The organism is Streptomyces sp. YIM 121038 (assembly GCF_006088715.1).
GTDB lineage: Bacteria > Actinomycetota > Actinomycetes > Streptomycetales > Streptomycetaceae > Streptomyces.
This window is the reverse complement of sequence record NZ_CP030771.1, coordinates 9,188,141-9,207,388: the sequence shown is the minus strand read 5'-3', so window position 1 is coordinate 9,207,388 and position 19,248 is coordinate 9,188,141. Positions and strand designations below refer to the sequence as shown.

Sequence of the window (19,248 nt, the reverse complement as noted above, 5' to 3'; positions counted from 1 at the left end):
CTTCTCCTAAGGGGTGGGGCGGCGCTCAGTGGGGTTGGAGCCGCACTCCGAAGCAGTTCTGCAGCGCGATGAGGGCCGCGCCGTGCGCGCCCCGGTCGGCGACCAGTGGCTTGGTGACGAGGTGGCAGTCGCGGTTGTCGTGGAAGGCGTACGAGCGGTAGGTGCCGACCGCGCTCAGGAACGCGTTCGCCGCGCGGTGGCCGCGGCCGCTGATGAGCAGGCTGTCGGCGGCGTACAGGACGACGTGGCTCGGGCCGAACAGGGTCAGCAGGTGCGCGAGTCCGCGGGCGACCGAGGTGCCCGCCTTGCGGAAGGCGGCCACCGCCGCCAGGGCGTGCGGGTCGTCGCCGTCGGCGAGGTCCACCGCCGCTTCCAGACCGTCCAGTTCACGGCCCGTGATGTCCTTGATCGCTCCGGCCAGCGCCCGGTTGCCGACCTGGCTCTCGATGCAGCCGCGCATGCCGCAGTCGCAGACGCGCCCCTGCGGCCACACCCGTAGGTGCCCGAACTCCATGGGCACGCTGAGGCGTTCGCGCCGCACGACCATGCCCGCGCCCACGCCGTCGCGCACGAGCACCACGCCGAAGGTGTCCGCGCGGCGCCCCACGCCCAGCGTCTGCTCGTAGGCGGCGAAGGCGTGCGCGTCGTTCTCGACGACGGTGTCCCAGCCGGTGGCGGCCATGAGCCGGGGGCCGAGCGGGAACTCCACCCACTCGTAGGGGGGCGGCTTCTCCGTCCCGTGGTCGTCGGGTCCGTTGACCAGGTGCCGCACCAGGCCCGTGTCCGCGTCGACGGGCCCGCCGACCTGGACGCCGACGCACACCCGGTTCCGGGGGAAGGAGCGCCCCAGTTTGCTGTCGGCGAGGGAGCGGATCAGCGCCGCCGCGCGCTGGACGACCGCCTCGGGCTCCATGTCGGACAGGTCCGTCCGGGACCGGGCGGTCACCACACCCTCGCTGGTGACGATGACACCGGCGAGTTTGTACGGGAGCACCTCGATCCCTATCGCGTAGTGTCCGTGGTCGAGTTCGTACGACCGCCGAAGGACCCGCCGCACCTTCGCGTCGTATCCGTCCATGATCCGATCCCCCCGGGTCGTCTCTGCCGTGAGCGGGCGGTCAGGGCGGTCAGGACGGGGAGCCGGGGCCGACGATGTCGGGGTGGCGCTCGACCGCGGTGCGGACCGCGCGCCGGGTCAGGGCGACCACCTCGTCCATGTCGTGCTCCTCGATGCCGCCGACGCGGCGCAGTCGCGCGCCGCCCTCGGCGGTCGCGGCCGCCCCCACCCGCTGGACGAGGCGCGGCTCGCCCGTGTCCTGGAACGCGTCGTCCGGCGCACCGATGTCGATGAGCCTGCTCGCCCGGTAGGCGTGGGGCAGATGCCGCACGCACTCCGTGAGGAACGCGGCCTTCGCCTCCGTCCCCGCCGTGCAGGGCGGAAGCGCGCTCTCCGGCCGTTCCAGCTGGTCGCGGAAGGTGTTCACCGACCGTGCCACCGTCTCCACGACGAGGTCGTCGACCTCGTCGCGGCGCGGCCCGGCCCCCGCGTACCCGGACGTCGCGATCGCCGCGAGCCAGAGCTGGACGATCTGCAGGCCGTAGACCACCCAGTCGGCGCGGGCGCCGAAGTCGGAGGTGTAGGCCTCCAGTTCCCGTGCCCCGCCCCGGCCGCGCGCGTGCGCGTCGAGGACCGTCCGCAGCCGGGCCTCCACCTCGTCCGACGTGAGGTCCGCGTCGACCTCGGACCGGACCCCCTGGAGATACCGTTCGAAGGCGGGGTGCACCTTCAGTTCGGCGCCCGTCCGAGGCGGCGGGCTGACACGGATCGACGTGGGATTCCGGCTGTCCCCCATGCGCATGTGCGCCTCCTCCTTCTCGTTCCTCATGGGCACGGCTCGTTCTTCACGGGCACGGCTCGTTCTTCACGGGCGCGGCTCGTTCTTCCTGGGCGCGGCGGTCACGGTCCGCCTTCCGGCCGATCGCCCTCGATGCTGCGCCGCAGCGCGGTCCGGGCGTGTCTCAAGTGGCTGCGCACCGTGCTCACTTCCATCTTGAGCAGCTCGGCGATCTCGTCCGTGGAGTAGCCGTCCACGTAGAGGGCCACCACCGCCCGCTGCCGCGGGGGCAGTTCGAGGAGGCGCTGCCGCACCCATTCCTTCTCGTCCGGGTCGTCGTAGTCCTGGACGGCCTGGGGGCACAGACAGGCCTGCCACTCGCCGTTGGTCCGTTTGCGGTCGCGTTCCGCGATCTTCAAGTACTTGTGCCAGGCCACCTTGCGGACCCAGCCGTACGGGCGGCGGCAGTTCGGCCATATGCCCGCGAGTTCGAGCATGGCCTCCTGCGCGACGTCCTTGGCCTCCTCCACTGTGGCCCCGGCCGCGGCCAGGCCGCGGACGAGGCGGGGGTATTCCGCTCTGAAGAACTCGGAGAACTCCGGTGGGACGGCCCCGTGGACACCTAGAGGGCTCACGCAGCCACCTCCTCGGGTCGGTCTCCCTATAGGTCCCTCCGGAGGCCGTTCGCGTGCAAGGAAGGCGGCACTTTTCCTCCACGCGGCGGGAGTTGCACGCCGACGGCTCGAAATCGCCCCCTTTTGACAAGCGTGAAGGAGGCAGGGCACTCATGAAGTGGAAGACCCGTACACGGCACGAGGACGACAACGCGGACCGGCGCTCCCGGCGCCCCTCCCCCGCCGAGGTCGTGAAGCTCGTCAACGGCACGGCGATGGGCGTGGGCGGGGTCTATGTGCTGACGTCGTCGGCGCTAATCGCGGTGCTCGCGGGGGTCCTTGCGGTGGTGCTGGCGGCGCTGTACTTCCTGTAGGGGGGCGGGCCCGCCCAGGCTAGGCGTCTAGGGGGCGCGCCCGCCCAGGCTAGGCGTCCCGGTACCGGTCCCGGACCTCGGGAAGGTGCCGGTACCCGGCCGACGCGTAGGTCGCGACGGCCCCGGCGTTGGAGCTCGGCGTACAGACGACCGCGCTCGACGAGCCGAGCCGCTGGAGCGCGGCCGCCGCGGCGACGCTGATCGCCTTGCCGTGGCCGCGCCCGCGGTGGTCCCGGTGCACGCCCAGCGGCTCGAGGAGCCCGGGTCTGCCCGGGCCCGCCGACCACACCGTCGCCGCCGCCACCGCGTCGTCCCGGTCGTCGTACGCGACCAGGCACCGGGCGGCGGCGTACAGCGACCCGGCCGCCATCGCGTGCCAGCGCTCGGCCGTGAACGTCGACCCGTCGAACGAGGCCCGGTGCAGGGCGGCCCGCAGCTGCGCCTGCTCCGGGCCGATCTCCTCGACGCGTACGCCGGAGTCCTCGACCGGCCGCGTCAGATCGCGGCGGAGCGGCGTCCACGGCTCGTCGGTCGGCCAGCCGAGCTCGCCCAGCAGGTCGTCGACCAGGGCGCCCGGCGGCGCCTCGACGCTCACCCGCCCCGCGGGCAGCACGCCGCGCTCCGGCTCGCTCGCGTCCTCGGCCATCTGCCGCGCCAACTCCGCGTCCCGCAGGGCGTCGGGCGCGGTCGTCAGCCGCAGCAGGCGGGGGCCGTCGAGCAGCCCGACGCCGAGGATCCGGCCGTCGCGGCTCCACGTCCGCACCGCCGCGGCCGTCTCCTCCGCGCCCATGCGCCAGTACCAGCCGAGGTCCCCCGGATGGAGCTGCGTCGGCGCTCCTTCGGCCTGCCATTCCCGCAGCGCGCCCTCGGCAGCGCCGAGACCGTCGGCGTCCGGCTGTTCCATCACGATCGTCATGCGCCCCATCACACCCCGCCGGGCGGGCGGCCCGCACCTGGTTTTCGCCGGGCCACGGCCTGGCTCTCCAGGGCTACTTCGCGGGTTGGCTCCACGGCGTGATTCCCGGCGGGTCGGGCGTTTCTACGGTGGTTCCACCGAGGCCGACACCCCACTGTGCACGGCCACCGAGAGAAGGGTCGTGGACATGTCGTCACGTCGTCGTGGAACCGTTGCCGTCGTGCTGGCCGGTGCGGTCGCGCTGACCGCCTGTGGCTCCGGGGCCGCGGTCGGGGCGTCCGGCACCGACCGGCGGGAGAAACAGGAGCCGCTGCTCGCGCTTCCCGCTCCCACCGGTGCGTACGCGGTGGGCCGGGACTCGCTGCACCTCGTCGACAAGGCCCGCCGCGACCCGTGGGTGCCGAAGGCGGGCGCCCGCGAGCTGATGGTGTCGCTGTACTACCCGGCGCGGAAGGCAACCGGCGCACCGGCTCCGTACATGAGCGCCGAGGGCGCCCGGGCCTTCCTGAAGGAGATGAAGGTGGAGCTCCCCGCCGAGGTCCTGAGCACCACCCGTACCCATGCGTTCGCGGGTGCCAGGGCCAGGTCCGGGACGTTCCCGCTGGTCGTCCTCTCGCCGGGCTTCAGGACGCCGGGGGCCGTCCTCACCGGTCTGGCCGAGGACCTGACCAGCCGCGGCTACGTCGTCGCGGTGGTCGACCACGCCTACGAGGCCGCGGGGGTCGCCTTCCCGGGCAAGGGCGTCCTGCCGTGCACGGCGTGCGGGAAGATCGGCCCCACCACCTTCCGGCCCGCCGCGGAGGGGCGCGCCGAGGACCTCCGCTTCGTCCTGGACCGGTTGATCGGGAAGACGTCGCCGTGGAAGCACGCGGACCTCGTCGACAAGGGCAGGGTCGCCCTCGGCGGGCACTCCCTGGGCGGTGCCGCGGCCGCGGCCACCATGGCGCGGGACCCCCGCGTACGCGCCGGAGTCAACATGGACGGCCCCTTCGTCGACAGCGGTGACGCGTCGGGCCTGTCCGACCGCCCCTTCCTGATGATGGGCACCGAGGCCGACCACAGCCCCGGCGGCGAGGACGCCAGCTGGGACGTGACCTGGAAGCGCCTCGAAGGCTGGAAGCGGTGGCTCACCCTGTCCGGCGCGGACCACTTCGCGTTCACCGATCTGGCCCCGCTGGCCGGGCAGTTGGGCGAGGACGACCCCGAGGGCCTGCCGGGCAGGCGGGCCGCGGAGATCACGCGGGACTACGCGGGGGCGTTCTTCGACCAGGAGCTGCGCCACCGGCGCACGCCGCTGTTCGACGGGCCGAGCGGGGCGAATCCCGAGGTCGTCCTCCAGCACGCCCCGCGCTGAGGCCTACGGGGTGTCACCGTCGGTCCCGTCCACCCGCCACAGCCTCTCGACGACGTGCTCCTGCAACAGGCGCACATGGCGGCGCCGCACGTCGAGGGGCCAGGCGGCCGCGGTGCCCCAGGCGACGAGGGCCGCGGCCTTCCAGTGCCGCAGTTCCAGGCCGCGTGCCTGGGACAGGGCGGTGTCCGCGAGGCCCTGCGCCACCATGCCGGCGAAGTAGGCGTCGACGACGACGCCGAACTCGAGGCTCTCGGCCAGGGCCTCCTGGAGCATGGTCTCGGCCAGGTCCGCGCGCCCGGCCCGAAGCAGCGGCTCGATGAACATCTCCGTCGCGAAGGCGTCGCCCCGCGCCACCTCCGCCCACACCGCGGCGGCCTTCTCCGCGACGCGCCCCGCGGTCGCCGTGTCGCCCGCCAGGGCATGGCTCCGCACGATGTCCGGCAGGGAGTAGGGCAGGTCGAGGTCCTCGGTGAGGCGCAGCGCGTGGTCGTTCATCCCCACGCGGGTCAGGGCCTCGCCGACGCGGTAGGCGTCCTCGACGTCCCGCTCGGCGCCGACAGCCCGCGCGACGTCGTAGGCCTCGCCCGCGAACGCGCGCGCGTCCTCGTCGAGACCGGTGCGGCTCAGCGCGACCGCCATCGACGCGCGGAGTCCGGCACCGGTGCTGTCCGTCAGGTGCGCGGTCCTCCGCCGGAAGGCGGCGATCGCCCGGGTGACGGCCGGCGGCCGTTCCCGCAGCGGCCCGGCGGCCCCCACCGTCGCGCAGAGCGCGGCCGGGCGCAGCGAGTCGTCCCGCAGGCGGTCGGCCAGAGCGACCGCCTCGTCGAGCAGGGTGTCGGCCGCCGACCCCGGTGTCGTACGGCAGCACGCCGACAGCTTCGCGAGCGCCTCGGCGCGGCGGGCGGCGGGCCGCAGCCGGGCCAGCGTGGTCGCGCAGGGGGCGACGCCGTCGCTGCGGTGGAGCGCCTCCACCGCGCGCAGGACGGCGGCCCACAGGATCCCGTCGGGCTGTCCGGCCGGGCGGTGCCGCGCGTTCCACTCGGCGATGACGCCGTGCGCGAGGTCCCGGGCGGCGGCGGTCCTCCCGGCCCGTGCCCAGGCGAGGGCCAGTTCGGCGCGGTGTTCGGCGTCCCAGGTCGCGCAGCGGTCGGCCGCGGCCAGGTGTCCGGCGGCGGCCTCCGCGAGCTCGACCGCCCGGACGGACTGGCTCCGCCAGGCGCGGTTGGGGTTGGCCTCGGCCACGCGGCGCGCCCCCGACCGGTCGCCCACCTCGATCGACGCCACGGTCACCTGGTGCAGGAGTTCGTCGGCGAAGGGATGGCTGTAGCGCCCGCTGAAGTCGAGGGCGTGCCGCGCCGCCAGGACCGCGCCGTCGCGGTCACCGGCCGCCAACAGGCCCTCGCCCAGCTTCGTCAGGCCCGCGCTGACGTGCCCGTCCCCGTACTCGATGGCGTCGGCGCCCTCCACGAGACGACGCATGGCCGGTACGTCGCCGTCGCCGCACCCGGCCTGCGCCGCCCGCAGATACGCCAGGGAGACGAAGCGCATCGTCTCGTGCGACATCGCCGCGGCCCGGCTCAACTCCCGCTCCAGCAGGGCGGCCGCCCGAGCACGATGGCCCTCCGCGGCGAGTGCCTCGCTCAGCGCGGCCTGGCCCCCGGCGCGCAGATAGTCCGCCTCGCTCGTGGCCGCGGAGGCGAGGGCGCACGCGTCCTCGACGCGCGCGGCACGCACCAGGTCACCGACGACCCGGCTGACCGGCACGGTCCCGTGGCTGCCCAGCAGGAAGGCGGTGCGCTCCTGCGAGCCGGCTCTCCGGACCAGGTCCACGGCGGCGTCCAGGTCGCCCAGGCGGCTCAGTACCGCCGCCGCGTCGGCGAGCACCCACGGGTACAACGGGCCGTACTCGTGCTCGTGCGCGAGGAGTTCCGCGAGGACCGAGCGGGCCGCCTCCGGCTCACCGACCTCCAGGAGGTACTGCGCGCAGGCGCAGAACACCCGCTGGTCGGCGTCTTCGAGCCAGTCGCCCGGCGCGAACGGCGGGATCCCCGCTCCGGTCCTGCCCGCGGCACGCGCGCAGGTGCCGAGCGCGACGAGCTGCCAGTACGCCTCGCCGCGGGCCGCGGTGAACGCCCAGGCCCGGTCGGCGAGTTCCCGCGCGCGCTCGGCGGCCCCGGTGTCGAGGTGTGCCTCGGCCACCTCGGCGAGCGCCTCCGCGCGATAGGTCTCCTCGACGCACAGGGCGATGCCCTCCGCCTGCCGCGCCTGCCCGGAGCGCACGAGGAGCCCCAGCAGCCCCGAGGGCAGACCGGCCGTGCTCGCGGTGGCCGTCAGATGGTGCAGGTCGAGTCTGAACGCGAGTTCCAGGCCGCGGTCGGTCGCGGGCCCTTGTGCCACGCGCAGGGCCTCGCGCGCGAACGCAATGGTCTCCAGGAACGTCGCTTCGTGCCCGTACGCGGCGAGGAGGCGCCGGCGGCGCGCGGTGCTCACCAGGTCCACCAGGCGCGTGCCGCCCACGAGATCGCGGTGCGCGCGGACGAAGTGGTGGAGGCCGTGCAGGAGGAAGGGCGGCGTCGTCCCGGGCCAGCCGTCGTCCGCGTACCGGTCCGCCCACGCGATGACCTGGTGGATCTCCTGCGCGGAGCGCGCCTTGCCCACCCAGTCGTCGACGAACTCGCCGTACGTGGTGTGCGCCCACTGGTAGCCGGTCCCGCCGCACTCCAGGGTCAGCGGCAGCAGACAGCGCTCGATGCCGTGCAGGAGCCGGGCGACGCGGCCGACACCGAGGTCCAGGAGATCGGCGAGGTCGTGCCGCGTCAGGGGCGCGGCCGCGACCCGCAGCAGCGTGGCGACGCGCTCCGGTGTCGGCTCCGCCGAGGACAGCCAGTGCTCCAGGTGGCGCTGCGCGTCGTCGTGCCGGGCCTCGGCGTGCGGGCTGGCCTTGAGGGGCACGACGTGCACCGGGGTCGCCGCCAGGGCGTGGTGGCGGGGCACCGCCGCGCGGAAGTCGGGCAGGCTCCGGGTCGCGACGACGACGTGGGCGTGGCCGGAGACGCGCACGGGCAGCAGCGGGCTGACGCCGTCCGCCGTGAGCTGCTCGTCGAGGCCGTCCACCAGGAGCACCGCAGGCCGCCCGGCCGTGCCGAGGGCGGCGAAGCCCGTCCACAGCCGGGCGAACTGGGCGGGCCGCTCCTCGGGCGGCGCGAGGGGTTCCCGCGAGCGCAGGGCGGTAAGGAGCTGCCCGATGGCCGCTTCCAGGAAGTCCTGCGACCGGTGGGCGTAGCGGTCCACGACGTAGAACACGGCGGTGGGACAGCCCCGCGCGCACAGACGGCGGTACAGCTCGACGGTGAAGGCCGTCTTCCCGGCGAACGCGGGGGCCTCGACGACGTGGTACGCGCCCGGCCCCCGGACGGCCGCGAGCAGCCGCGCCAGGTCCTCCTCGCGGTCGAGGACGACGGAGTGGTAGCTCTCGAAGGCACTGCGGGTGGCGCCGTAGCGGTCGTGGACGCTCTCCGGCAGAGGCCCCGAGCCGTCCGGATCCGCTTCCTCGGCCGCGGGCTCCCGCGGCGCGGCGCCCGCGCGGGGGCGCCGGGGGCCGACGGCCCGCACGAGGTCGGCGTGCCGTTCGCGCCACAGGGATCGCCGCAGCTGCGGCACGGCCTCCGGCGTGACGTCGCCGTACCGTTCGACGGCCGCCGCGCGGCAGGCGTCGACGAACGCCTCGATGACCTCCCACCTCGGCGGGCGTACGAAGGCGGCGTTCAGCAGAGCGCTCAGGCCCGCGCGGTTGAGCTGTCCGCGCAGCCGCCCGGGCGCGGCGGTCGCGTTGTGCGTCACCAGGTCGCCGTAGCTCGGGTTCCCGGCCGCCACGCGCAGCTGGACGAGCCAGTCGGCGAACCTCTCCTGGGGCGTCACCACCATCGGCCGGATGCACTCCTCACCGCCACCGCGCGTACGCACCGGTCCGGGCCCTTCGGAACCGTTCGGCCCCGGGCCTCCCGCAGTCGGCTGCCACCAGGGGATACGGCCGGGCCGTTCGGGTCCGTTCCGGAACCGGGACCCCCGTCGGGGCCCCTTGCGAGCGTAGCCCCCGACGGGCCGGCACAGGCCCCTCTTCGCCCACGGAGCACCGGAGGACACCATGCCCCACCCACCCCGCAGGGAACGCGAGTTGAAGCCCGTCGTCCGCCTGGTGGCGGGGGCGGTCCTGTCCGCCGCCGTCCGCTCGCTGATCGACTGGCTGACGGGCCGTTAGCCGTACGTCCTGCCCGGCCCCGTCGCCTTCACTCCGGTGACGGGGTCCAGACCCCCGCCCGCGCCGCGGTGGCCGCCGCCCGCGCGGCCGCGTCCGCGTCCGCGTCGGTCACGGTCCGGCCCCGGTTGAGGAGGGCGTAGTACAGCGGTGCCGAGACGGCGGCGACGACGGCGTGCGGGTCGGTGCCGGTGGGGAGTTCGCCGCGCGCGATCGCGTCGCGGACGCAGCCGGACCACTCCTCGATGCGCACCTCGTAGAAGCGGTGCAGGGCCCGCGCGGCCTGGTCGTCGCAGAGGGACGCGGCGATCAGGGCCTTGAACAGACGGCCCTGCCGGGGGTCGGTGAGGGTCTTCACCACGAGCCGGGCGTTCGCCCCGAGGTCCCCGTCCAGGCTGCCGGTGTCGGCGCGCCGCAGCGACTGCTCGGCCATGTCGGCGAGCAGGTCGGCGGCGAGCGCGCCGGGGGTGCCCCAGCGGCGGTAGACCGTGGTCTTGCCGACGCCCGCGCGGCTCGCGATCTCGGTGAGGTCGAGCGCGTCGAACCCGTCGGCGGCCAGCGCGTCACCGGCCGCCCGCAGGACGGCCTCGCGTACGCGGGCGGTGCGTCCGCCCGGCCGGACGGTGCCGGGTGCCGGGGCGTCAGGCATGGGTCCCCTCCTAGGGGTGTCGAGCGGTGCTGCACGGCGTGCGCCCATCGTATCGGGACTCCAGTTCCCTTACCGCCTTCGGCATGCTAACTTCTCAGCCGTAACGGAACGACAGACCCATTAGGGCGGATCGCTCCAGGATCTCCTCCGTCCTGCCCCGGTGCCCCGGCGTCCCGCCCCGGCACCGTCGGCACTTCCCGCCCCGCCGCGGTGAAGCCGAAAGGAAGCCCTCCCATGTCCGCACCGAAGCTCGCGGCGCGCCCGGCTCCGCGTCCCACCGACGCCCCTGCCCCTCCGACGCGGCCTGCGGCTCCCGCTCCGGCCCAACCCCAGCGGCTCACCGGCGAGTTGAAGCTGACCCTGGCCGTCCTGCTGGTCGCCCAGTTCATGCTGGCCGTCGACTTCTCGATCCTGAACGTCGCCCTGCCCGCCATCGGCGACAGCCTCGGCTTCTCGCTCTCCGACCTGCAGTGGATCGCCACGACCTTCGCCCTGAGCGCGGCGGGCTTCACCCTCTTCTTCGGCCGCATCGGCGACCTGATCGGCCGGAAGAAGATCTTCATCGGCAGCCTCGCCCTGCTGGGCCTCGCCTCGCTCGCCGGCGGCCTGGCCACGAGCCCGGAGGTGCTGCTCGCCGCCCGCGTCGCCCAGGGCCTCGCCACGGCCGCCGCCACCCCGGCCGGGCTCGCGCTGCTCACCACCTCCTTCCCCGAAGGGCCCCTGCGGCAGAAGGCGCTGGGCATCAACGGCGCCCTGATGTCCGCCGGGTTCACCACCGGCGCGATCCTCGGGGGCGTCCTGACCGATCTGCTCTCCTGGCGCTGGGCCTTCTTCCTCAACGTGCCCGTCGCCCTGGCCGTGATCGTCGTCGCCCCCGCCGTCATCAAGGAGTCCAAGCCGGCGGTCCGGCCGAAGCTTGACCTGCCCGGCGCCCTCACCGTCACCCTCGGTCTGCTCGCCCTCGTCTACGGCCTCACCCAGGCGGGCGAACACGGCTGGACGAACGCCCACGCCCTGTCCGGCCTCGCCGCGGGCGCCGCCCTGCTCGCCGCGTTCTTCGCCGTCGAGCGCAAGGTCGCCGAGCCGCTCGTCCCGCTGAAGACGCTGGGCCGCCGCACCGTCGCCTGGGGCAATGTCCTCGGTCTGCTCGCCTTCGTCACCGAGACCTCGCTGGTCTACGTCCTCACCCTCTACCTCCAGAAGACCCTCGGCTTCACCCCGCTCGCCGCCGGTGTCACCTTCGGCGTCCTGGGCGCGGGCACCGTCGTCGGCGGCCTCCTCGCGCCCAAGGTGATCGCGCGCCGCTCGACGCTGACGGCCCTGGTGGCGGGCGGCGTCATCCAGACGGTGTTCACCGCCGCGCTCCTCTTCCTCGGCACGACGACGGGGGCGTCCCTCGCCCTGCTGCTGCCCGCCACCTTCTTCGGCGGCATCGGCAACATGCTCGTCATCGTCGGCTTCATGGTGACCGCCACCAGCGGGCTCCCGGACGCCGAACAGGGCCTCGCCACCGGTCTCGCCTCGATGTCCCAGCAGGTCGGCATCACCATGGGCACCCCGATCATGTCCGCCGTCGTCACCGCCACCACCACGGGAGCGGCCACCGCCTCCGCCGTCCACCACGGCATCACGGTCGCCATCGCGGTCAACGCCGCCCTGGTGCTCCTCGGCGTCGTGTTCGCGGCGGTGTTCCTCCGGCCGAAGCGGGGGGCCGGGGCCGCGACGGCCTGAGCTCCGCGTCGCCTCGGCGCGGGGCCGGACGGCAGGCGCGTGACGCCCGGCGACGGGCACGGACCGCCTGACAGCGGGCACGCATCACCCGGTGGCGGGCACCCGTACGGCCCCCGCGCTCGACGAGCGGCGCAGCGGGCCGGGGGCCCGCCCCACACACCCACACCCACCTCCACATCTCTTCTTCGAAGGAGCAGTTCATGGACCTCCGGCTCACCGACAAGGTCATCGTCGTCACCGGCGCCACCAGCGGCATCGGCCACGCCACCGCCCGCCTGCTGGCCGACGAGGGCGCCCACGTCGTCGCCGTGGCCCGCGGCACCACCGGCACCGCCGCCGTGCCCGCGAAGGCCGACTTCCTCGCCGCCGACCTCACCGACCCGGCGGCCGCCGAGCGGATCGTCGAACACGTACGCTCCGCCCACGGCCGCCTGGACGGCCTGGTCAACAACGCCGCCGCCCTGGTCTCCCAGCCGTCCTTCGCCGCCATCGACGACGACCAGTGGCACACCACCTTCGAGCTCAACCTGCACGCCGCCGTCCGCCTCACCCGCGCCGCGCTGCCCCTGCTCCAGGACAACCCGCGCGGCGCGAGCGTCGTGCACGTGGCCAGCGAGGCCGCCCGGCTGCCCGACGCCACCATCGCCGACTACGCCGCCTCCAAGGCCGCCCTGCTCTCCGTCTCCAAGTCCCTCGCCACGAGCCTCGGCGACTCCGGGGTCCGCTCCAACGTCGTCTCGCCCGGCCCCACCCGCACCGCCCTCTTCGACGCCCCCGGCGGCTTCGCCGAACAGCTCGCCGCACGCTTCTCCCTCCCCGCGGACCAGGCCGTCGACCACTTCATCCGCCACGAGCGCCGCCTGCCCACCGGCCGCATCGGCGCCCCCGAACAGGTCGCCGACCTGATCGCCTACCTCCTCTCGCCGCGCGCCGCCCAGGTCACCGGTGCTGAATGGAGTGTCGACGGCGGGGCCCTCCGCCAGCTGTGACCCGCGCGGTCAGGCACACGGACACGCATACGTATCCGGCCCCGTACGAACACCGAGAGGACCCTCCGCCATGATCACGAGCAGCGCGGTCCGCGCGGGCGACCTCGCCTGGCGGCAGCTGACCGTCCCGGCGCCGAGCCCCGTCCCCGTGCGCGTGTACGAGCCCGGGGCCCGCCCCGGCGGCTGGCTGGTCTGGGCGCACGGCGGGAGCTGGCAGTACGGTTCCGCCGCCGACTGGCACCCGGTCACCCACCGCCTCGCCGCCCTGAGCGGCTGGAACGTCGTGAGCGTCGACTACCGGCTCGCTCCCGCGCACCGCCACCCGGCCGCGCTCGAAGACGTCCTCGCCGTACTGGACTGGGCGGCCGAACGCACCGATGCCCCGATCGCGGTCGGCGGGGACAGCGCGGGCGCCACCCTGGCCGCGGGCGCCGCCCTCGCGCAACGCGACCGCGGGCGCCGCCTGGACGCCCAGCTACTGGCCTACCCGCCCCTCGCCCCGGCCTGCGCCACGCCCAGTCATCTGCGGGACCCGGGCGCCTTCCCCCAGCCCGCGGCGCTGCGCCGGGCCTGGCGCGCCTGGCGCGGCACCGGGCCCGCCACGGCTGTCGCGTCCGACGGCACGGCCCTGCACAGCACGCCGCTCGACGCCCCCGACCTACGGGGGCTTGCCCCCGCGGTGCTCGCCGTCGGCGCCCTGGGCCCCGTCGCCGACGACGTCCTCGCCTACGCCGGGCTCCTGAAGGCCGCTGGCGTCCCCGCCCGGCTCATCCACGCGCCCGGCGCCGCGCACGCCGACCTCCTCCGCCCGCGGAGCCGCCTCCTGCCCCACCTGGCCGACTCCCTGCGCCACCTGCCCTGACCGACGCTCCCGGAACGGACGCCCACCATGACCGCACCGCCCGCCCCCATCGAGGCCCTCGTCCGCCACTTCACCGATCTGCGCGACGGCACCCACGCCGGGCAGACCGAACGCCCCGCCAAGGAAGCCGTCTTCGCCACCACGACCGACCTGCTCGACGCCCCCGCCCGCCAGGCCCTCACCGAGTACGACGCCCATCTGCTGCTCGGCACCGGCACCCTCCACGCCACCGGCCTGCGCCGCGACCGGCACGGGGGCAGCTACGCCACCTGGCGTCTGACCTGGCCCGAACAGGTCCGCGCCGACCTCCCCGCCCTCGCCCTCCACGCCCATTACGACGCCGGCTTCCACCACCCCCACCTGCGCGGCGCCACCGTCGCCGAATGGCCCCTGAACGTCTTCACCCCCGCCCAGGCCGCCGAACTCCTCCCCACCTTCCGCACCATCATCGCCGCCGACCTGCACAACCTCGTCTTCCAACGGGACTGGCGCATCGTCCCCGCCCTGCACGCCAACCGGTAGCGGCCGGGCCTGCGGGTCACCCGCCCCGGTCCCCCGTCGGGTGGCGGGCCCCGTGTCGGTCCGGGGCCCGCCTGACGGCTGCGGCTCAGGGCAGGGACCACCAGTTGACCCAGAGGTCGGAGTCATCGGTGATCACGAAGGCGTAGGGGCGTTGTGACGCGCTGGGGTTGTCCTGGACGGTGATGGCTTCACCGGGGCGTTCGGCGACGCGGCCGGCGGGGGTGCCCTGGGCCGCCCAGTTCCACTTGTTGCCGTCCCACCAGTTCACGTACAGCTTGGAGTCGTCACCGATGACGAAGACGTAGGGGCGGGTGAAGGCGCCGGGGTCGTCCTTCATCGTGATCGCGCCGACGGAGTCGAGGATGAGCCGCCCGCCGGGCGCGCCCTGATCGCTCCAGTTCCACTTCGCGCCGTCCCACCAGTTCACGTACAGCTTCGAGTCGTAGCCCTGGACGAAGGCGTACGGCCGCTCCACCGCGTTCGGGTTGTCCTGGACGCTGATGACACCGGCGCCCTTCTTGACCGGCTGCCCCGACGGTGCGCCCTGGTCGCTCCAGTTCCACTTCGCGCCGTCCCACCAGTTGACCCAGACCCGGGAGTCATCGGTGATGACGAAGGCGTAGGGGCGGGTGAAGGCGTCCGGGGTGTCCCGCACGGTGGTCACGCCCAGGGGGCGCGAGAGGGTGCGGCTCGGCGGTGCGCCCTGGTCGCTCCAGTTCCACTTCGCGCCGTCCCACCAGTTGACCCACAGCCGGAAGTCGTCGCCGATGACGAACGCGTACGGCCGCTGCGGCGCGGCCGGACCGTCCTGAACCGTGACCGCGCCGACCTTCTCGATGACGCCGCGGCCGCTGGGCGAGCCCTGGGCGCTCCAGTGCCACGCCTTGCCGTCCCACCAGTTGACGTGCAGCTTCGAGTCGAGGCCGCGGACGAAGACGTACGGGCGCTGGGCGGCCTGCGGGTCGTCCTTCATGGTGACCGCGCCGATGGTGGCCCTGACACCGACCGTACTGGTGGGCCTCTGCTGATCGTTCCATTGCCATGAACCCATCGAGCTTCCCTCCCCGGCCCCGGCCCGGCACCACGCCGGCGGGGCATGCTGAGTCGTGCTCCGGGAGCCCGGCACCGCGAAGAGGCTGGCGCCGGGTGACAACAGGGACGGGTCCGGCCGGAATCCCGCAAGGGTGATGCGTGGAAGACTCTGGCAGCGCATCCACCACCTGTCACCACCGCATGACGGAAGGCAACGTTCCGTCGAGTCGATCCGGACATGGTCGTCCCGTCCGCCCGAGAACCCGAACGCCCTGCCCGGTTGAAGCAGCGGCGCCGGGGGCGTGCGGCTACGCGGCCCGCACCGCGTCCGCCGGGACCTCGAAGACGAGCACGAGCCCGCCGTGCGCGTCGCGCCGCTCGCCGACGCGGGTGAAACCGAAGCCCGCGATGGTGGCCAGGGACGCGCTGTTGTCGGACCTGATGGTGGCCCGCACGGTCCTGACACCGGGTTCGGCGGCGGCCCTGACGAGCAGCGCCTTCAGCATGGCGCGGGCATAGCCCCGGCGGCGGTGCCCCGGCACGACGGTGTAGCCGACCTCGACCGCACCGGCCGCGTCCGGCGGCCCGTGGAACCCGGCGTCGCCGATGACGGTGCCGTCCGGCTCGGACACCGCGGCCCGCGTGATCCAGGGCGCGGCCGACGGGTCTCGGACGACCTGGTCGGCGCGGTGGGCGAAGATCGACCGGGCCCGGTCGCGGACGAAGTGTGCGTCGAGGGCGACCCCGGCCTCGGCGCTGCCCCCCGCGAGGTCGCCGTCGGCAAGGGCCCGCAACGCCACCGCGCTGAGCTCGACGAAGCGGACGCGTCGGGGTGTGGAGAGAAGTTCGCTGTTCATCGCGGCGATGCTCGCTGAGCGCCAGGGGGCTGTCCAGCGGTTTACGCCTCCGATCAGCGCGGCCGGCCGTGTCAGGGGGCCTCCCGGTTCGACCGGGAGCCGTCTCCGCCGCGCGGCGGAGGCGGATCATCCGGCGGGCCGATCCCCGCGGGCGGCGGCAGCCATGAGAGTGGCCCCATGGCGATCAGCGAGGCGAGGGCAGTAGTGGCCGAGGGGAGCGAGTGGCCCGGGCTGTTTCGGCAGGGGGGTGCTGCTCTCCGGGAGGCGGCTGTCTCGCGTGGGCCGGGGAGCCGTTCGTGACGATCTGGCTCATGTCGTTCCCGGCGTTCGCGTGTCTGTTGGCCTTGTTCGCCCTGATGGAGAGCGTCTGGCGGTGGTTCACGGGGCTCGGTCTGATCCCGTGGCTGCGCAGACGCTCGGGGCGGTCGTTGTCGAACATCGCCTTCGATGAATTCACCGCGGTCGTGAACGGGAACAAGACGGTGGAGCTGGAGCAGCGGCGGGTGGAGCTGCTGCTGCGGGACGACGAGAGCGACGGCGCGCCGCCCCGGTCCAGCATCGACCTCACCAAGGGCACCGCGTTCATCGTGGTGCCACAGGGCCAGGGGGCCGAGCACCCTGGCGATGCCGGTGAGCGTCGGCGATGAGGCGGCCGGAGGCGGCGGGCGCGGAGTCGTCCACGTACGGGGGGTGGGTCGCCTGTCTGTGGGCGATCGCGTTCGCCGGGCTGCACTTCTACTGGGCCGTCGGCGGTGACGTCGGGCTGAGCGTCTCCGCGGGGCCGCTGGCCACCGAGCGCCCGCTGTGGTTCGTCGTGGCCGGTCTGTGGGGTGTGGGTGGGCTCTGTCTCTTCGGCGCCCTGCTGGCGCGGCTGCTCGACCCTTGCCCTGTGGAACCCGTGGTTCATCGCCGGAGGGCTGGCCTTCGGCCTCGCCGCCCGCCGGTCCGGCAGGCGTCCTCAGTTCACCAGGTCGGGCGCGAAGTAGTCCCGCAGCCGGGCGATCCTTCCGTCGCGGACGCGGAAGATCTGCACCAGCGACACGCTCACGTCGTCCTCCCCCGCGCGCCCGTCGAAGACCGTGTCGATCTCGGCGATGAACACGTCGGGGTCGGTGGTGGTGTGCAGCACGTACCCGGACTTCTCCAGATTCGGCGCGCGGCCGTCCTGCTGCTGCCGCTCGTAGTACGCCGCCATCGCGGTACGGATCTCCGCACGGCCCACCAGCTTCCTGGGGAAGGCGGCGTCGGCGGGCACGAGCGGCGCCTCGAAGACGCCGTCCTCGGTGAAGGTCTCGGCGACGGCGTCGGCGTTCCGGGTCATGCTTCCGGCGTAGACGTACCGCTCGAAGATCTCCTGGGGCGTTGGGGACATGACGGCCTCCCTGGGTTCGGACGCGGACGCCCAGATCATCACAGCGAGGCCGCGCAGAAGGCGGTTTCCGGGAACCGGTCACCCTCGTCGGACCGCGATGATGGGCACCCCGGCCGCGCCGGCGCGCGGCCTTTTCCGCAGGACGAGGAGAACGGCACTGTGTCCACCTTCGTGGTTTTCGACCTGGAGTTCACCACGTGGCCGGGAGCGCTCGAGAACGACTGGTCGGGTCCCGGGCAGTTGCGGGAGATCGTGCAGATCGGGGCGTTGCGGCTGGACGCGGACCTCGCGGTCGTGGAGGAGTACGAGGTGCTGGTGCGGCCGGTGGTCAATCCGCGGCTCTCGGCGTTCTTCACCGAGCTCACCGGGATCGAGCAGGAGGAGGTCGACCGGGAGGGCCGGGCCCCCGCCCGGGCGATCGGTGACTTCCTGGGGTTCTGCAAGGGCCGGACGGCGCTCTCGTACGGCAACGACATGGTCGTCGTCGGGGAGAACGCGGGCTGGGCGCGGGCGCGCGGCGAGCGCATCGCCGCCAGCTGTCTCGACACCCCCTTCCTGAACGTGCGGCCCTGGATCAACGCACTGGCGCCGACGACGACCGGCGTGAACGTGGGGCGGCTGTGGCAGGTGCTCGGTCTGCCCAGGCCCGCCGCCGGACAGGAGCACGCGGCGCTCTTCGACTGCTACTCCTTCGCGGCCGCTCTCCGGCACCTCCGGGCCGCCGGGGCCGTCCTGCCGGAGGGCTGCCTCTGACGTCCCGCGGGGCGGTTGATCCGCCGCGCCTCTTGATGTGCCCCGGTCACGCCTGACAAATTGGTCCGGACCAATTGCCGTCGAGTGGAAGGCACACCCGTGCGACGGACCCCCCACACACGTCATCTGCCACCCGTCTGTCTCACCGTCACGGTCGCCTGTCTGCTGAGCGCTTGCGCCTGGGGCGGTGAGGAGGGCGGGGGCGCGGCGCCGCCGGACGCGCCGCGCGGGGTCACCGTGCAGGCGGGCAGCGCCACGTCCGTGCACGTGATGTGGAACCGGTCCACCGGCCGCGCCGAGATCGACGGGTACGAGGTGTACCGGGGCGCCACCCGGGTCAAGCGCGTCCCGGCCGCGCAGCACATGGTCGACGTCACCGGGCTCAAACCGTCGGCCACGTACACCTTCTCCGTCCGGGCCCGCGACGCCGACGGGAACCTCAGCGCGGGCAGCAAGAAGCTGACGGTCACCACGCCCGCCGCGGTCGCGGCCGACTCCAAGGCGCCCTCGCGTCCGCGCACCCTGCGCGCCGAGGCCGAGGGCGGGCACGCCGCGACCCTCTCGTGGGGCGCGTCGAAGGACAACCGGAGCGTGGCCTCGTACGAGATCTACCAGGGCACGACGAAGATCCACAGCGTGGGCGGCGGCACCACGGACACGCTCATCACGGGGCTGCGGCCGGGCCGGACGTACACCTTCAGCGTGAAGGCGCGGGACGCCGCCGACAACTTCTCGCCCGCGAGCCCCTCCGCACGCGTGACCACCTCGGGCAGCAAGGACAGCGGGCGCGGCACCGCGCCGGCCGACCTCCGCGCGACGACGCACCGCAAGGACGGGGCGTACTACATCGACCTGTCCTGGGAGCCGCCGCGCACCGGCGGCTCGGTGACGGAGTATCAGATCCATTTGGACGGGGAGAGCGCCACCTCGCTCGTCTTCGGCGGCACGGTCCCGCAGGGCCGGATGAAGCACAGCTTCTACGTGGGCAAGAAGCCCGGCGAGACGCACCGCGTGCGGCTGCGCGCCAAGCTGCCCGACGGCACCTGGGGCGCCTTCTCGGCCCGGCGCACGGTCACCACGCGGTGAGCGAGCGGCAGCGAGCCGGTGCGGACCGGCACCGCGGAGGGCGTGCG

Annotated in this window: 18 protein-coding genes and 1 pseudogene; 10 read left to right on the top strand and 9 right to left on the bottom strand. The window is 74.1% G+C overall.

Annotated features, from left to right (window positions below; translation table 11 throughout):
- Window positions 1–25 precede the first annotated feature (25 nt).
- The 3 genes from C9F11_RS38940 to C9F11_RS38930 all read right to left on the bottom strand — a co-directional run bounded on the left by C9F11_RS38940 (window position 26) and on the right by C9F11_RS38930 (window position 2,470).
- Window positions 26–1,078, bottom strand: coding sequence for an ROK family protein (locus tag C9F11_RS38940; RefSeq protein ID WP_138964693.1), 1,053 nt, complete (start codon window positions 1,076–1,078; stop codon window positions 26–28).
- A gap of 49 nt (window positions 1,079–1,127) precedes the next feature.
- The gene (locus C9F11_RS38935) at window positions 1,128–1,886 is read right to left on the bottom strand and encodes a hypothetical protein (protein ID WP_138964691.1); all 759 of its coding nucleotides are present in this window, start codon (window positions 1,884–1,886) and stop codon (window positions 1,128–1,130) included.
- Window positions 1,887–1,957: 71 nt separating this feature from the next.
- Window positions 1,958–2,470 (bottom strand): RNA polymerase sigma factor, encoded by a 513-nt coding sequence (locus tag C9F11_RS38930; RefSeq protein ID WP_171075989.1) that lies wholly within the window; start codon window positions 2,468–2,470, stop codon window positions 1,958–1,960.
- A gap of 152 nt (window positions 2,471–2,622) precedes the next feature.
- On the opposite strand from C9F11_RS38930, the gene C9F11_RS38925 reads away from it, so the two are divergent.
- On the top strand, window positions 2,623–2,823 hold the full coding sequence (locus C9F11_RS38925; protein WP_138964687.1) for a hypothetical protein: 201 nt from the start codon (window positions 2,623–2,625) through the stop codon (window positions 2,821–2,823).
- 49 nt (window positions 2,824–2,872) lie between these two features.
- Here C9F11_RS38925 and C9F11_RS38920 read toward each other — a convergent pair whose 3' ends face one another.
- Window positions 2,873–3,739 (bottom strand): GNAT family N-acetyltransferase, encoded by an 867-nt coding sequence (locus tag C9F11_RS38920; RefSeq protein ID WP_138964685.1) that lies wholly within the window; start codon window positions 3,737–3,739, stop codon window positions 2,873–2,875.
- Window positions 3,740–3,926: 187 nt separating this feature from the next.
- Here C9F11_RS38920 and C9F11_RS38915 point away from each other — a divergent pair, with 187 nt between their 5' ends.
- Entirely contained in the window at window positions 3,927–5,093 is a 1,167-nt protein-coding gene (locus C9F11_RS38915; protein WP_138964682.1) for an alpha/beta hydrolase, read from the top strand.
- Window positions 5,094–5,096: 3 nt separating this feature from the next.
- Here C9F11_RS38915 and C9F11_RS38910 read toward each other — a convergent pair whose 3' ends face one another.
- Window positions 5,097–9,017, bottom strand: a complete 3,921-nt coding sequence (locus C9F11_RS38910; RefSeq protein WP_138964680.1) for a hypothetical protein — start codon at window positions 9,015–9,017, stop codon at window positions 5,097–5,099.
- A gap of 362 nt (window positions 9,018–9,379) precedes the next feature.
- A complete protein-coding gene (locus C9F11_RS38905) occupies window positions 9,380–9,997 on the bottom strand; it encodes a TetR-like C-terminal domain-containing protein (protein WP_138964678.1) in 618 nt (205 codons plus the stop codon).
- 234 nt (window positions 9,998–10,231) lie between these two features.
- Between C9F11_RS38905 and C9F11_RS38900 the strand changes: the two genes are divergently transcribed.
- The 4 genes from C9F11_RS38900 (at window position 10,232) to C9F11_RS38885 (ending at window position 14,101) form a co-directional block, all read left to right on the top strand.
- Window positions 10,232–11,728, top strand: a complete 1,497-nt coding sequence (locus C9F11_RS38900) for an MFS transporter (RefSeq protein WP_138964676.1) — start codon at window positions 10,232–10,234, stop codon at window positions 11,726–11,728.
- Window positions 11,729–11,928: 200 nt separating this feature from the next.
- The gene (locus tag C9F11_RS38895) at window positions 11,929–12,717 is read left to right on the top strand and encodes an SDR family oxidoreductase (protein ID WP_138964674.1); all 789 of its coding nucleotides are present in this window, start codon (window positions 11,929–11,931) and stop codon (window positions 12,715–12,717) included.
- Window positions 12,718–12,787: 70 nt separating this feature from the next.
- Window positions 12,788–13,579: an alpha/beta hydrolase fold domain-containing protein gene (locus C9F11_RS38890; RefSeq protein ID WP_138964672.1), complete on the top strand. Its 792-nt coding sequence runs from the start codon at window positions 12,788–12,790 to the stop codon at window positions 13,577–13,579.
- A gap of 27 nt (window positions 13,580–13,606) precedes the next feature.
- Window positions 13,607–14,101, top strand: a complete 495-nt coding sequence (locus C9F11_RS38885; RefSeq protein ID WP_138964670.1) for a hypothetical protein — start codon at window positions 13,607–13,609, stop codon at window positions 14,099–14,101.
- 85 nt (window positions 14,102–14,186) lie between these two features.
- Here C9F11_RS38885 and C9F11_RS38880 read toward each other — a convergent pair whose 3' ends face one another.
- Together C9F11_RS38880 and C9F11_RS38875 are read right to left on the bottom strand one after the other, a co-directional pair.
- A complete protein-coding gene (locus tag C9F11_RS38880) occupies window positions 14,187–15,152 on the bottom strand; it encodes a hypothetical protein (protein ID WP_138964668.1) in 966 nt (321 codons plus the stop codon).
- 289 nt (window positions 15,153–15,441) lie between these two features.
- Window positions 15,442–15,990, bottom strand: a complete 549-nt coding sequence (locus C9F11_RS38875; protein WP_138964666.1) for a GNAT family protein — start codon at window positions 15,988–15,990, stop codon at window positions 15,442–15,444.
- A 296-nt stretch (window positions 15,991–16,286) separates the two neighbouring features.
- On the opposite strand from C9F11_RS38875, the gene C9F11_RS38870 reads away from it, so the two are divergent.
- Both C9F11_RS38870 and C9F11_RS49050 read left to right on the top strand, forming a co-directional pair.
- On the top strand, window positions 16,287–16,637 hold the full coding sequence (locus tag C9F11_RS38870) for a DUF6191 domain-containing protein (RefSeq protein ID WP_138964664.1): 351 nt from the start codon (window positions 16,287–16,289) through the stop codon (window positions 16,635–16,637).
- Window positions 16,634–16,807, top strand: a pseudogene (locus C9F11_RS49050) (hypothetical protein); the annotation flags it as partial. The gene C9F11_RS38870 and the pseudogene C9F11_RS49050, both read left to right, overlap by 4 nt.
- 141 nt (window positions 16,808–16,948) lie before the next feature.
- Here C9F11_RS49050 and C9F11_RS38860 read toward each other — a convergent pair.
- The gene (locus C9F11_RS38860; RefSeq protein ID WP_138964662.1) at window positions 16,949–17,362 is read right to left on the bottom strand and encodes a nuclear transport factor 2 family protein; all 414 of its coding nucleotides are present in this window, start codon (window positions 17,360–17,362) and stop codon (window positions 16,949–16,951) included.
- 159 nt (window positions 17,363–17,521) lie between these two features.
- Between C9F11_RS38860 and C9F11_RS38855 the strand changes: the two genes are divergently transcribed.
- Both C9F11_RS38855 and C9F11_RS38850 read left to right on the top strand, forming a co-directional pair.
- Window positions 17,522–18,115 (top strand): exonuclease domain-containing protein, encoded by a 594-nt coding sequence (locus tag C9F11_RS38855; protein ID WP_138964660.1) that lies wholly within the window; start codon window positions 17,522–17,524, stop codon window positions 18,113–18,115.
- A 162-nt stretch (window positions 18,116–18,277) separates the two neighbouring features.
- Complete coding sequence (locus C9F11_RS38850; protein WP_249402273.1) at window positions 18,278–19,201, top strand: fibronectin type III domain-containing protein; 924 nt, start codon at window positions 18,278–18,280, stop codon at window positions 19,199–19,201.
- Window positions 19,202–19,248: the final 47 nt, after the last annotated feature.